Here is a 13,882-nt window from a genome sequence, read left to right on the forward strand (position 1 = left end):
GAAGATGGTCAGGAATGATCGCATAGCGGTCGTAATAAAGAATCACTACACATCGCTGAACGTCCCTGTCACACCCGAAAGAGAAAAAATGTCCATGGTTCCAGAGGGATCGAAGGTGATAGAGAACCCCGTTGGTTCCGCCCCCGGCGTCGTGCTTGATATTGACAAATGCAGAATCATATTGCTTCCTGGAGTCCCAACAGAGATGGAAGCGCTCCTCTCACTGGCGAGAGATGAGTATATTTCAGACCGTTCATACTGCGAAAATTCCTCTGTTTTTGAGAGCATGATGGAGAGCACGCTAGCGCCTGAGATTACCAGGATAATGCGGAAGTACGATGGTAGAGTTTACATAAAGTCCCATCCGCTCAACACGGAGGGAACACTCCCAAGGATTGAGGTCGAGGTGTCCGCATATTCTGATAATATGGATAATTGCACCAGGCTGGTTAAGGAAGTGATGGCTGAAATAAGTAAATCGGCAGATGCTCTCAGGGGCAAGTGATATTCTTTTTCCCGAGATCATGATCTATTTTAAGAACCTGGGCTTAAAGCGGAACCTATCCTGTTTCAAAAATATCCTGCATTAGAATTAAGGGCTTGTTTGCAATTTTCCCAAGGAAATCAAAAATTTTCCGTCCGTCAGTGAAATCCCCCTTACTAATATCTTCGGTGCTAAGGAAAGGCAATCTGCTTTTGACCATTTCCCGGTAAAGCAACAACTTGAGCTCACCATGCTTCTCTTCCGCCAGCGAATCCATGAAGCTCCCATGACCGTTAAAGCTGGACATTGAGAACCGCTTAAGTTTCTTCCCGTAAAAATACCTGATTTCCTCTCCGTCTACTGCAATAAGATATATCCGCTCTAGATAATCGGATATGTCCCTAAAGTAGATTGTGTCATTTCCTCGATATACTGGCACTTCCATGACAAGATTTCCCCTCCACCTTGAGGTGAACCCCGTGACCAGGAGGTTGAACAGCTTGGTAGCATCTTCCGCATAACAAATAAAAACAATCTTCCTGTTTGGATAGCTTTTGATCTTGTGAAAGATCCTGTAGACATTCTCTAGGTCGGAACATTCGGCTTCCAGTATATATTCTGTAGCGTTGAATGTGAACAGTCCATCCGGCAGCATGCCATTGACCTTCTTCCCTGTGGCCAGCAAGACATTCTTTCCAGCAAGGTATTTTCCGAATCGATATATAAGATGATCATGCCTGCTTGTTACAGGTTCCAAGTTATCATCTGCCTCAATGTGAGAACCGAATTCTAAAATGCTCCTGTCCACTGCTTCATCAAACTCTGTCTCCGCGGTCTCCTTTATCATGCCTGGCCTGAAACTCATTGGCCCGGAGAGTCCTGTATCTCCCTGCGACCATATTACGGTATCGTGGACCCTCTGGTTCTTGATCACGTAGGAAAGTGTTCTGTCTTTCCTGCCGAGGCTGACTGTCCCTGACAGTAATCTTGAGTCTTCATCGGACACGTTGAAAATCACAAAATTCCTCACGTTTGAAAGAATAGAATTTCTCCTCAACTCCGTGAAAGAGGTTAGAGACTGCGTCACCAGGATAAGCCTTAGACCGTACTTTCTCCCTTCTCCCAGTAGTTTTTCAATGATGCTGGATTCAACAAGCTGGCATTCATCCACAATAACGTATGTCTCAACCGGTTTCCGAAGAGATAAATATTCAGACCAGAACCTTTGCAGGAAAATTGAAGTGATTATCCGTGACGTGTCCTCAGGCATTGAATTCTTGGAGATTTCAATAACGAAAGCGTGGTTCCCTTTTTCTATGGCTTCTCTCAGATTCAGTGAATCTCTTCTGGACGATATCAAAGGGGATACCGACCTGCTGGATATTAAGGGCACAAGTTTATTCAGTGCGCTGGAGACATATTCATTCCAGTTCCGCCAATCTTTCATCTGCATCAAGATAAAATCCCGCGTGGAAGCGTCCTGGGTCCTTTCCAATAGCAGGCGTAACTGGGAAGGATTTTCCAAGAGCCTTGCCAAGTCCCTGAGGGTTGAGTCTCTTTCCTGCCTTACCATCTCTGTGAGCAGGGTTCTGAATATGAATCCAAGTCTGGGCCCCCACGTGTTGCTAGACACCGATGATTCCCTGGAAAATAGTTCCCTGACCCACCCAAGGCTGTTTTCCGGATCAGTGCCTGTGGATGACGTGTTTATACCATTAAGCTGTATACAGTACTCCTTGCCGTCAAGGGTCTTGGTTCTTGGAGAGATATAAACGAGTTTCTTCATTTTGTTCCCGCCGACAAAGTTTCTTGCAAGCTTACCGTGAGGGTCAAGTAAAATTATGTTGCAGTCTTTTCTTTTGCTGATCTCATGAGCCATTTGTCCTACAAACACAGATTTACCGGTACCAGTTTTGCCAGCTATGATCATATGCCCCATGAGATCTTCCACGGGGATCGACACAGGACTTCCGTCAAGCAAGGATCCCATCATAATACCTTTATCAGAGTGGTAATGATTGGTATTCATTGATATCCAGGGGACATAATTATACATACCCGCTGGAATCGTTTACAAAAATAAATTATTTCCATGATCAGAACGACGACCCGAGGAGAAGAGAGGTTAATTGCAGCGTTCCCCAGACGATAACGGAGATGATCCACATCATGATGACCACGTAGTGGATTCCATGACTCTTCTTACCGCCATCGGCTATTTTCATAGCCATTCCAGATATGAATGCATGAAGGAAGAGTATGGCGAAGAGGAAGACTTCTATGCTGATGATTGTCGCCGTCGGCGGGCTGAAGAATATACCGTAAGCTGAGAGTGAACTGATCTGGAACTGCTTGAACACCTTATCAATGATTTCCAATATGCCGAATGATATGGCAAGGGAGAAAGCAAGTCCACCAGTGAGGCCGAATACTATGCCGGTGAACGTGTTGACTGCCAGTCTCCTTCTCCTCCTTAGCCTCGTGATCTTATCCACATTCTCGCTCACGATGTTTCCGGAGGCTGAGGCATCCGCCCCAAGTTCCACGCTCTCCACAAAGGATTCCGTGAACAGCTCAATAAGGTGAGATCCAGTATCCGCGCTGAAATTCCTCCACGCAACTAAATTGTCAATTCTGTAAACCAGCCTTTTGTAAAGGTTCTTTACATCTCTTGTCAGAATACCGAAATCATGGACGATCATTGATTTCATCGCATCAATGATCATGTTTCCCCTAGCAGAAGCCGAACCTGATAAGGAACGCATGAAGCTCCCGAACATGTCATCCTTCTTTCCTATGGTTTTCTCAAGCCTAGAACCAACGATGCTTGGCCAAGCCAGCGGCGTGACCACAAGGGTTGCGCTGAAGTAGAAAGGTATCATATCTACAAGCCTGGTGAAGTAAAGCACTGCGGCAACAGCCACAGAAAAAACTCCTGCAATAATGATCCTCTTCCGCTGCACCAGTTCCTCTTTAGTCTTTATGCCGGTACCGTGCCATATGGGATCGTTTGGGAGAACCATCTTAATTGCATAGACCAGCATGAATTCTCCTAGGGCTATGGTTATTAGGCTGAAACCCAAAAGGAGGAGAATGTTAACCGGCACGAGAACAGGCATGATAAGTATGAATGCTATCAGGAACGCAAAAGCAAGCAGCAATGAAACGTAAAGGTCCTTGTAAAGGTCAAATGTCGCCAGTGATGAAAGATACGCGGATTCGAAATTGCTCATGACCGCATCGGTTTCAAGGTTCACGAATTCCGTGAAATCCTGACCACTTTCCAGAGCCTGCCCAAACCTGTCAAGGAAGTCCGCGAAAAGGTCACTCGGCGTCTTCCTTGCAATGACATTGGCCGCTTCGGAAAGGCCCCGCCGCCAATTGGTGACAAGGTTCACGATTTTCTTGAGTTCGTCCTTTATTATTCCTATTTTTTCCTTCCTTGAAAGGATGTTCAGCACTTCAATTCTGTTCGACCCACTGGTTGAAAGCGTGGAAAGCGCCGTAACAAAAAACGGTATATTGGCGTTGATGTTTGCCCTCTTTGAGTCGCGCTCAATGATTGGCCTCAGGACCAGTCCAACCATAGCGAGAATGAATGTGATGCTTATGACAATCATGTCCATGGAATTTGTGATAATGTAAAGACCAAGGGAAACCCCAGCGGCTGCAGAAGAGGCCAATATCATGTAGACATCGTTTCGCCTGAACTCGATGTTCGAGAATTTCCCTAGCCTTATCACTTCTTCCATTCAGTTCACCCGTATACAGGCAGCCCTACATCTCCAGTCTGATAGAATTTCTTGACGAGGTCAAAAACCTGGAAATAAGCATTTATGTTGTTTTTCGCCATGTAATCTATTATTCTCGCTCTTTTGTTGAGCTCATCATAGATCAGTTTCGGATCCTCCAGGCCGGAGGTAACCGCGATTCTCTTTTCCAGAATATAACTGTTGTTCATTCCCCTGAAAGTGTGAGTATCAGTGGTTGGGTCCCATTGGAAAACCTGCTTTGTAGAAACACCGCCCAGTTCCTCATAGTAACCCTCAATCTCGTTGATACTGGTAGTTCTTCTCAGAAACCTTCCGTTAACATATACTGCCTGCTGGATCATGGCAATATTAAGGTTATCCATGAACGTAACAGGTATGTTGATCGGATCGCCGGTGAACCTCTGAATCATCTTCCTCACCGAGGCTGCATGGAACGTTGAAATGACGGGGTGCCCTGTCTGCATTGCCTGAAAAGCCATTGATCCTTCCGCCCCTCGTATTTCCCCCACTATGATGTAGTTAGGCCTCGATCTAAGGGCGGTTCTCAGCAAATCGAAAAGCGTTACCCTGCTGTCAGCTGCCCCCCTCTCTCTTGTTACAAGCTGCTGCCACGCTTCCTGAGGAGCCCTGATTTCAGGGGTGTCCTCCGCACTAAACACCTTCAGTTCCGGCCTGATAAAGGGAATTATTGCATTAACTACTGTGGTCTTCCCGCTAGCGGTTTCGCCGCATACAAAGACGCTTTGTCCGTATTCAAGAGCGAGCCAAACGTAAGCGGCTTCCTCTGCGCTGAGTGTATTGTACTGTACCAGCTGAATGATGCTTATGGGTATATCCGAGAATTTCCTTATGGTAAAGCTTGGACCCCTGGCTGACACGTCCATACTGTATATTACAGATAGCCTAGAGCCGTCTGGCAGTGTGGCGTCCACAATAGGAACCTTGTCGCTAACAGGCCTTCCAACCCTTTCGCTTATTCTCTTTGCAAAGAGCATTAACCTATTGTTGTCCCCAAAGGTTACGGTAGTTGTTATGTTTCCGAAGATCTTGTGGACAATATATACCCCATCCGCGCCGATGCCGCTGATATCCTCTATGTTGGAATCCCGTATGAGCGGTTCTATGGGACCAAGCCCAATAACCTCCCTCTTGATGTTGTAGAGCAACTTCTCGTAAAGACCCTTCACGACCGTGACGGAACCGCCTTTTTCCTTGTTTGATGATCCGATGCTCACGATCTTAGAGTAAATCTTGTCGATGTTTGCCTCAAGTATATCCTGGCTTTCAGGAGCAGGGTAATCTGCAGCATGTTCTAGAATAATACTCATGGTTTTTTCCATGACATCGTGCTCCTCATCGGTCAGCGTCGGCTCTATTGGCTTGTAGATTATTGAGTTCTTTTCCTTAAGTACATGTATAAAAATAGGGTCACCAACTGGGTAGATGATATCGATTGTTGTTCTTGACCTCAGTTTGTTGTCTGGAACAGGTATGAACTCTGGCACCCTGCCCGTGCTGCGCCTGTAGTTCACCAAATATTCCGCAAGATGCGGATTTCGATTCAGGGCATCCTGTATTGTATCTGATGTAACCTCATCCGCCATTAGATCTCACCTTCATCATCACGACACACTTGATATCTCCACAACAAGACCGCGTTTTGGCTCGATCCTGAAGGGAATGGACTGCTGGAAATTCTTCATTGCCATGGGAAACTTCATCAGATCGATGTAATGCTTCCTCTCGCCGGCTAGATCCTTTGATCGCATGTGTATTATTGTAGTGGAAAGCTGGTTCACCTTGTTCATAGCCTTGGAGTCGAGTTCTTCAGGATTCAGGGTTATTATTACTATACGGCCCTCGGAAAATTTCCTGAGTCTCTCCAGGAATGCTGCAACGTCGAAATCCTTGAACATGGCCGGCGAAAGGGAATCGATTATGAGAACCTGCTTCTCCTTTACCTTGTCAAGACTCAGCAAGTCGTCCAGATCTGCCCGTTTGCTCCTCCTAAGTATGAAGACAGACGTAATGAACAGTAATTTGTCCGTAAGTATTTCTTTGAACATGTTATATCCGAGAGTATCTGCCTCGGATGTAAATTCCCTGACAGGAAACTGGGATGAGACATAACATATGTTGGACCCATTTTTCAATATTCCATAAGCCATCCTTATGGCCATAAGGGTCTTCCCCTCGCCAGTGCCACCAAGAATCGTGGCTATCTGACCTACATACAGACCACCCCCCATTCTCCGATCAAGCTCATCGCCTTCAATCTTGAAACTTAGATACATATCTTCATCCTACCTGGAATTGCATTGACTTGGTAAGCCCGTTGCTGAGCGTAACCGAAATGGTGTAATAACCCGGAGCTAATACCACATTCACAATTATGGTTCCCACTTGGCCCGGGGTCAGTTGTGCCGAATTTCCCGGTGCAATATATTTAACCAGGGGGCCGCTGTAGAGCGTTCCATTGATTACAGTCGACACCGATGAATTAGTGAAATAGAACGCGTCCGAACCTGTGTTCTTCACGTAGAAATTGTAGCCGTTTGAAAACGGTATGTTTGACGGATCGTTTATTATCTCGAAATTGGATTGGATCATGGACGATACGCCCTGGGAGGAACTGCTCATGCTCTGGGTCATATGCAGGGCCTGACCGCCAAGTACACCCACGACAGATGCCGCTATAACCATTGTGGCTATGAAGAATATCATCTCTGAAGCTGCTCCCGATGCCATTACGAAATCACCTCCATGAACTTTTGATATCCAGTATTGAATATTATTTCAACCGGCATAAGCCTGGCTGTTGATACGTGGAATGTGATGCTGGAGTTTCCAAGCGGAAACAGATACACAGTTGGTGACGTGAATGAGGAAATCGTACCGTTAACCAGCAATGTAGTTGTATTGAGATCTAACGGCACACTTCCAGTATTTGTCATATTTATCGTTACATTATATGCTGACCCGGATTCCACGTAATATCCGGTTATATTAACTTTGGAATTCAGCAGATTGTATTCCTGCTGAGTCTGAGTATTCTGAGCAGAGCCCAGTTGAGTGTTATTTTGCATGAATTCTCCGTATACTATACCAAAAAAAATAAGGGAGGAACTGAGCAAAATTGCCACAGCTGCCACGTAACTAAATCCCATATAGTTCGTCGACCCCTTTCTTCAACATCCTGAAGTCCCGTTCGAGAGACTCGATCATGTCGCGCGTTATCTCCTCGCCATTCAGCTTTTCAATGAATAGCATGTTGATTATGTGATCCTGTATTGTAGGTTTCACTTTGTATTCCTGTGGCGGTGATATGATGCTGGTCATCTTGATGTACTTGAACATATCCTGCTTAACTTCCGAGGAGATCCATCCGATGCTCTCGTAATAGTCGAGAACATCCATGGAATTCTCCTGGCCATAGTTATCAAGCAGGAATTCAAGCCATCTCATTGCCACCATCATCGAGATGATGTCATCGCCGATCCTTTCGACCTTTGGAGTTCGGATTCTCTTCCAGGGCTGAACCTTGCCTTCCGGTTTCCTCTCAGGCTCGTCGACAGGCTCTCCCGCATCCTCTGGTTTCTTTACCAGGGACTGGTTAAGCGCTTTCTCCATGCTGTTGAGTTCCTTGAAGATGGCATCAACCTTTCCGAGCAGACTTCCCTCCTTGCTCTGTGCATATTTTGACTTCAGGTTGTCAAATAGCGAATCGATTTCTGTCTTGCCGAATTTAGCGTCGGATGTGAGGATTCTCTGTCTCAGTTCTTCCAGAACAAAATGCGGTATGGACTTGTCTGCAGAGTCTATTTTTGTCTGCAGGTATCCTTTCAAGGCGTCATTGATCACTTGTCTCTCCTCCGCTTGTTTCCGAGATTATTGCGTCCAGGTTCGGAGTTCCGTAGAGCTCTCCCAGATCATCTATAGCCGATGTGATTTTTCTATTCATCTCATCCATGTCTTCCCTCATTTTATCCGTGATAGCCTTTATCTCTTCCGGAGTAGTATCCATAAAAGGATTAAAGTCTTTTGAGACCATCTCGTATAGCGAGACAACCAGTTTGACATTCTCCTTCATGGCCTCCAGTTCAGTACGAATTTCACCGATATTCCTTTTGAGACTGTCGGTGGTCGTATTCAGCTTTCCCAGATCGTTTTCGAGATTGGCTATTCTCTGGTTCACACTCTCTACGAACTTGTCGTTCTCAGATTGGACCTGGCCCGCATCTGCTCCTGGGATTTGCTGGGGTTGGTTTTTGTAGATAGTTTCGTTGGTGGCTGTGGTCTCCTTTTTCCCCCGTTTCATCTTGTCAAGAAGACCCATTTGATATCACTGTTCCCAGAATGATACAATCCCTTACTGGAGTTGTACCACTCTCGTTGTGTAAGCTATCGGAGACGTGAAAGAGATCGTCGAAGTTGCTCCTACCTGCGGAACTATAGTTCCAGTTACCTGCTGACCTTGCGAAATTCCATTGTCAACTGTCGTTTTGCTGAAATTGCCAGTGTGAAATACCGCTGATACGTTTATGAGTATTGCTGCTTCGTCACCAGTTGTGAGAACCGGATATGCTGCTGTTATGGAGTTTCCAGGGTTAGTTATTCCGAGAATTCCAAAGTGCGATGATCCAGTAGCTGCCGCAAGATTCTTGAAGTAGGTAGTGTTGAAAACATTCTGTGTTCCGCTAAATACGTTGTTGTATGCCTTGGAGTTGTACGTCAGCGATGCTGAGAAATTCTCATAGGTCAGCGTTATAGTTGCATTTCCAAGGTTAATTGGCGCGCTTCCTGAGTTTGGCGTGACATATATTGCCATGTACTCTATAACTCCAGCCTCTGGCTGAGACGAATTGTTGTCCATTCCATATATGGCCTTTATGCTTAGCCCGCTCGATACCTGCTGTGTGGTCTGGGTTCCTGTGGTCTGGGCCCTCGTCTGAAGCAATCCGGCCGTATTAATGAGCACAGCTGCGGCAACTGCGGCAACAAGAACCATCGCGATGAACACGATGAGAGTTCCTATTCCCGTGTCTGCTTTGCTGTTCACTTTCAGGCTGAACGCCTTTCTGAGTGCCTTTACACCTCTTATTATGGTTCTATTCACTTAGACACCTCATCCAATTCAAGGCGTCTTCATCTATTATCGGTTTTTTGCAGAATGTGCTATATCTGCGTACATTCACAATGATGTAACCAGCTGTGTATGTATTTATTGTTCATGAACTTCGCATCTCTCCGCTGATCCTGTCCACGCCCCCGGCAAGATACCTGTCCCTGATTGCCTGGTACGACCTTCCGTTTGCTATTGCGTATTCGAGCAAGGAATCGGATATGCGTTTCTCCTCAGCCGGGATTCCTGCAAGAAGGGAATTTTCGTGTGACTCAAAATTTTCCTTTACCACAGAACCGGCTGCAACAACCGTGCCAGACCTTATATGTGCGCCGTTGAGAATCACCGAGGCCATTCCAATTATGACGTTGTCGTCCACAGTGGCTCCATGTACAACCGCATTGTGCCCGATGGATACGTTCTTTCCAATTGCAGTGGGATTCCCTGAATCTGTGTGTATGGTAACATTGTCCTGGACGTTTGAATCCTGTCCTATCCATATTGTATTCATGTCACCTCTGATGACTGCACTGTCAAAAACTGAAACCCCGTCAGAGATTTCCACATCACCGAGAATCACAGCTGTGGGAGCGATGTAAACATTCTTTCCTATCTTTATGGTCATTGAGTGGGATGTTATCCACGTTAAAAACGTCATACGTTTTGATCCCTGCCAATGAAGGTGGACATGCCAAAAAGGTTTATAAGCCCTAAAGAAGTGTCAGACAAGTATACGTATCCATGACATAATACGTATGACCCGGTGGAATGATGTCTGTACCCTACAGGATCACAGTGAGGATTTCGGAGGACGTGATGCGGAAGCTTGAAGACATGGTAGAAAACTTCCAGTATGAAAGCGTTTCCGATATCATAAGGCTCGCGATAAATGAGTTTATTGAGAAGAATGAGGGTAAGGGAGGATCAAGCAAGGTTGACCTTGTTCTGCCAAAGAAAGTTCTGGAAGATCTGGAACGAGATGTAGATACAGGAAATGCTATTTCCCTCGAAGATCTCATAAGAATTGTACTGAGAGACTATACACTCAAGAAGGTCAATAAGGAGATAGACGAAATCTCTGGCAAAAACTGATTGAGTACAAAGACTTTTAAATATTGCACATCGATCTGTCTGTTGAATGGTAGTAATCAGGGATACCAGGGAGTTTCTGCAGAGAACCTTTGGGGATCAGTTTCTGAGCCGTCTGGAAAGGTTTTCCCGTGTAATAGGATTCTCCTTGGATTCGGATGACGATTACGTTAAGGTTGAATTCAACCCGGACAGGCCTGATCTCTTTTCCTTCTATTCACTGTCAAAATCCATGGACATTTTCTATGGAAAGGAAGAACCAGCCGGACTGGCGTTGAAGCATAATGAAATATCTGTACATATAACCAGTGATGCGCTCAGCATAAGACCATTTTTTCTCTGTTTTGTGGCTGAAGGGCCTGAACTCGGCGAGAGACTCCAACGAATTATAGAATATCAGGAACGGCTTCATGATACGCTGGGTAGGGAGAGAAAGAACATTTCAGCGGGAATACACTCTCTGGAAGAAAGTCAGAGAGAACTTACTTACAGTCTCGAGCTAACAACGAAAATCAGAATGAAGACCTTTGACGGAGAGCTTGAAGGCACCGCACTCGACATACTGCAGAATCACCTGACCGGCAAAAAGTATTCGTCACTGCTGCCTTCCATGGATAGGATTAACGCAATAAAGGACTCCTCAGGCGAAGTGCTTTCAATTCCTCCAATAGCCAACAGCTACAGGTCTAGGATTACAGAGAGGTCGTCAAGGATGTTCATCGATGTGGAGGGCATGCAGGAATTATCTGCAATCCAGGCGCTCTTGCTCCTTGCATACGAGTTCAGGTCAATGGGATACGCCATTTCAATACCGTCAATAACGGGCATTTCCACGGAAACACTGTCCAGATTGAGGGGTGAGAACCTCAGAACTATTTCTGTCAGGCGCAGTGAAATAAAAAGGGTATTGGGGTACGACCTTAATGATGGCGAGATAGAAAGTTCTCTGAAGAGAATGGGTTTCACGTTTCAGGAAACGGGAGATGAGTATCATGTCAAAGTTCCAGGCAACAGGATAGACGTCATGGGAGCAGTGGACATCATTGAGGACATTGCCAAGGGCGTCGGATATGACAGTATACCGTACGGGGTAATACCACCACAAACATTGGGTGTCCGGGATCATGGTGACGGATTCCTTGACACGATCAGGGAGGTCCTTACAGGATCAGGGTATCAGGAGGTCAAGAGTTATGTCATTGGGTCGCAGCTGCCGTATGGAATCCTGAAATATGAAGGGGGAGTGAGAATCTTCAATCCGAAAAGCTCTGATTTTTCCATGGTAAGGGATCGCCTGTTCCCCGGAATGATGGAAATAATAAAACAGAACCGGAACAGACCCCTTCCACAAAAGATTTTTGAGGTCGGAGACGTCGTATCAAATGGTACTCAGAAGGCACATGTTTGCATCATGCTTCACGACAGCCGCGCAACGTTCTCGTCAGCAAAGCAAATACTGGAATACTTTACAAGCAGGTTTTCCGAGAAAAAAATTAAAATTGAACATGGACACCGAGATGGCCTAGTAGACGGGAGAACCGGGACTATTTTTATGTCTGGAACCGAGATAGGCTACATTGGCGAGATGCATCCGGAATTGCTTGATCTGTATCGCGTAGAAACACCAGTATCCCTTGCGGAGCTGGATCTTTCGGTGTTCAAGAATATTATAGAGGCGGTTTAGATCAGCATATAATCAATCATCATCGGTGAAACTGGTATCCTGAGCAGATCCATGTAACTTACTATCTGGTTCCTGTCAATTCTTTTGCACTTGTGATAACTTTTCATGGATTCCACGAGTGTCTCTCCCGACAGAACCAGCTTGAGACTAAAAAGCTTGATGGCTTTCTGCACATATTCAGACATTGCTTCACCACCGGAATCGTACAATTTATCTATTTCTGAGATTATTTTCTTTATGCTCTCGTCGGTGGAATTTCTTATGGAAGAAACACAGCATGGCATATCGCCGAGAACGTTTTCATAGGTTGCAATCTCCTCAAATCGCTTCTGGTTCCTGAGTATGGTGCAGTATGGCTCCCAAATAGTTATATATCCGTAAACGCCACGCCTGATATTGTCCAGAGCCACATCAGGATCAGTGTATATTTCAAGGTTCTCGTCCAGTTTGCCCCGGAACGCCATGGATAAGAGAATCATGGTAGAGGTATCTGATGTTCCAAGTTTCTGGCTTTCAGTGTTACCATTCCTAAAAATGGACGACCCGCCGGAAGCGATGGAAGTCGCAATTTTGGTTTTTCTAGTTACAACTGAGTACATAATCTGGGTATACAGCGGGGCGAGGGCAATTTCAATGCTTCCTGCAATTAGGCTATCCAGGACATCAGAGGAAGAGTTGAAAAATCTTAGGATCGGTTCTAGTTTGTGGGATTCGCAGACGTTTAGCGCAGCAGCAGTATAGTGGATATATTCACTTGATCTCAGTAGCCCGATGCGTATCTTGTCTTGAATCGGGAAAGGGAAGAACTCTGCAGACCATATTTTTCTGATTAGTTTTCCCTCTCTTCTTGAAATAATTTTTTCGCTGGCTTCCATATCGGAAAGAGTCTCGGAAACATGTGCCCGTGAAAACCCGAACAATGACTCAATTTCGCTCTGCAGGATACCATCTTCCCGCCTCTTATTGAGTTCTGCTGTCAGTATGTCTTTCAAGTCCGTTCTAGATCGGTCTAATTATGCCACTAGTGGTAAATTAACTTTTCATTTATTTCTCCTAAACAGTTGTTTACATGTGCGGAACAGAGAAATCGCGATAATTTTGTGGTAAAACGAAAAGAGATTATTCTAATCAGAATGGTCTTCATGCTTTTTTAAGTTTTATGCCACAATTTGCTCTCAACCCAAAAACACAGTGCAGACAGAAATTATTAAAACCTTTAACTCATTAAGTTTAGAATATCTGTTATGCACAGTATTGAAACGCAAAACACCGGTGACATCGTTGGCCTCCTAGAGATATTGGAAGATGTTGGAAAAGCCGTAGATATTGCAGAATTAGATGATATGCTTGACGAAGAGAGAACAACTCTCATGAATCTTCTTGGGGATGCCGAAGCACTTGAACTTATCGACGTCACCAGCGGAGACGTCAAGGTTACGGAACTTGGAAGAAGGTTTCTGAAGTCCGGCATTAACGATCGGAGGGAGATACTGAAGGAACAACTCCCGAACCTGGAACCGTTCCATTCACTGATGCAGCTTTGCAGAAAGGATGATAAAAGCAGAATTTCAAAGGATGACCTGTTTGAATTCATCGGAAATAGGTTTCCTTCCGACGATAATGAAAAGACCTTTGGACTTATAATAACGTGGGGCCGCTACTCAAGACTCATCGAATATGACAGCGATACTGAAGAGATTGTGCTGTTGAGTTGAGTGCTATATTAACAA

The 13,882-nt window shown here is 45.3% G+C and carries 15 protein-coding genes; 4 read left to right on the forward strand and 11 right to left on the reverse strand.

Features of this window, described 5'->3' with window-relative positions; translation table 11 throughout:
- The coding region (locus QW597_00005) for a competence damage-inducible protein A (protein MEM0154978.1) at positions 1-505 on the forward strand (505 nt) is incomplete at its 5' end.
- A 55-nt stretch (positions 506-560) separates the two neighbouring features.
- On the opposite strand, the gene QW597_00010 is transcribed toward QW597_00005, so the two are convergent.
- From QW597_00010 to QW597_00055, 10 genes are all read right to left on the reverse strand, one after another.
- Positions 561-2,540 carry a type IV secretion system DNA-binding domain-containing protein gene (locus tag QW597_00010; GenBank protein ID MEM0154979.1) on the reverse strand — a complete coding sequence of 660 codons (1,980 nt, stop codon included), beginning with the start codon at positions 2,538-2,540 and terminating at the stop codon, positions 561-563.
- Between the two features lie 40 nt (positions 2,541-2,580).
- Positions 2,581-4,236: a type II secretion system F family protein gene (locus QW597_00015; protein MEM0154980.1), complete on the reverse strand. Its 1,656-nt coding sequence runs from the start codon at positions 4,234-4,236 to the stop codon at positions 2,581-2,583.
- A 5-nt stretch (positions 4,237-4,241) separates the two neighbouring features.
- The gene (locus tag QW597_00020) at positions 4,242-5,861 is read right to left on the reverse strand and encodes a type II/IV secretion system ATPase subunit (protein MEM0154981.1); all 1,620 of its coding nucleotides are present in this window, start codon (positions 5,859-5,861) and stop codon (positions 4,242-4,244) included.
- An 18-nt stretch (positions 5,862-5,879) separates the two neighbouring features.
- Complete coding sequence (locus tag QW597_00025) at positions 5,880-6,551, reverse strand: ATPase domain-containing protein (GenBank protein MEM0154982.1); 672 nt, start codon at positions 6,549-6,551, stop codon at positions 5,880-5,882.
- 4 nt (positions 6,552-6,555) lie between these two features.
- The gene (locus QW597_00030; protein MEM0154983.1) at positions 6,556-7,005 is read right to left on the reverse strand and encodes a flagellar protein G; all 450 of its coding nucleotides are present in this window, start codon (positions 7,003-7,005) and stop codon (positions 6,556-6,558) included.
- Positions 7,005-7,424 carry a flagellar protein F gene (locus QW597_00035; protein MEM0154984.1) on the reverse strand — a complete coding sequence of 140 codons (420 nt, stop codon included), beginning with the start codon at positions 7,422-7,424 and terminating at the stop codon, positions 7,005-7,007. Before QW597_00035 ends, QW597_00030 begins: the two co-directional genes overlap by 1 nt.
- A complete protein-coding gene (locus QW597_00040) occupies positions 7,414-8,118 on the reverse strand; it encodes a FlaD/FlaE family flagellar protein (GenBank protein MEM0154985.1) in 705 nt (234 codons plus the stop codon). The genes QW597_00035 and QW597_00040 overlap by 11 nt, the downstream gene beginning before the upstream one ends.
- The gene (locus QW597_00045) at positions 8,108-8,575 is read right to left on the reverse strand and encodes a flagella accessory protein C (GenBank protein ID MEM0154986.1); all 468 of its coding nucleotides are present in this window, start codon (positions 8,573-8,575) and stop codon (positions 8,108-8,110) included. Before QW597_00045 ends, QW597_00040 begins: the two co-directional genes overlap by 11 nt.
- Positions 8,576-8,626: 51 nt before the next feature.
- Entirely contained in the window at positions 8,627-9,373 is a 747-nt protein-coding gene (locus tag QW597_00050) for a flagellin (protein MEM0154987.1), read from the reverse strand.
- 112 nt (positions 9,374-9,485) lie between these two features.
- Entirely contained in the window at positions 9,486-10,037 is a 552-nt protein-coding gene (locus tag QW597_00055; protein MEM0154988.1) for a gamma carbonic anhydrase family protein, read from the reverse strand.
- A gap of 113 nt (positions 10,038-10,150) precedes the next feature.
- Between QW597_00055 and QW597_00060 the strand changes: the two genes are divergently transcribed.
- Together QW597_00060 and pheT are read left to right on the forward strand one after the other, a co-directional pair.
- Positions 10,151-10,471, forward strand: coding sequence for a ribbon-helix-helix domain-containing protein (locus tag QW597_00060; protein MEM0154989.1), 321 nt, complete (start codon positions 10,151-10,153; stop codon positions 10,469-10,471).
- Positions 10,472-10,517: 46 nt separating this feature from the next.
- The gene (gene pheT / locus QW597_00065; GenBank protein ID MEM0154990.1) at positions 10,518-12,152 is read left to right on the forward strand and encodes a phenylalanine--tRNA ligase subunit beta; all 1,635 of its coding nucleotides are present in this window, start codon (positions 10,518-10,520) and stop codon (positions 12,150-12,152) included.
- Here the strand turns inward: pheT and QW597_00070 are convergent.
- Entirely contained in the window at positions 12,149-13,144 is a 996-nt protein-coding gene (locus tag QW597_00070; GenBank protein ID MEM0154991.1) for a hypothetical protein, read from the reverse strand. The genes pheT and QW597_00070 overlap by 4 nt on opposite strands.
- A 252-nt stretch (positions 13,145-13,396) precedes the next feature.
- On the opposite strand from QW597_00070, the gene QW597_00075 reads away from it, so the two are divergent.
- Positions 13,397-13,867, forward strand: coding sequence for an AAA-associated domain-containing protein (locus QW597_00075; protein MEM0154992.1), 471 nt, complete (start codon positions 13,397-13,399; stop codon positions 13,865-13,867).
- Positions 13,868-13,882 lie beyond the last annotated feature (15 nt).

The sequence above is a fragment of the Thermoplasmataceae archaeon genome (assembly GCA_038729425.1).
Classification (GTDB): Archaea; Thermoplasmatota; Thermoplasmata; order Thermoplasmatales; family Thermoplasmataceae; genus B-DKE.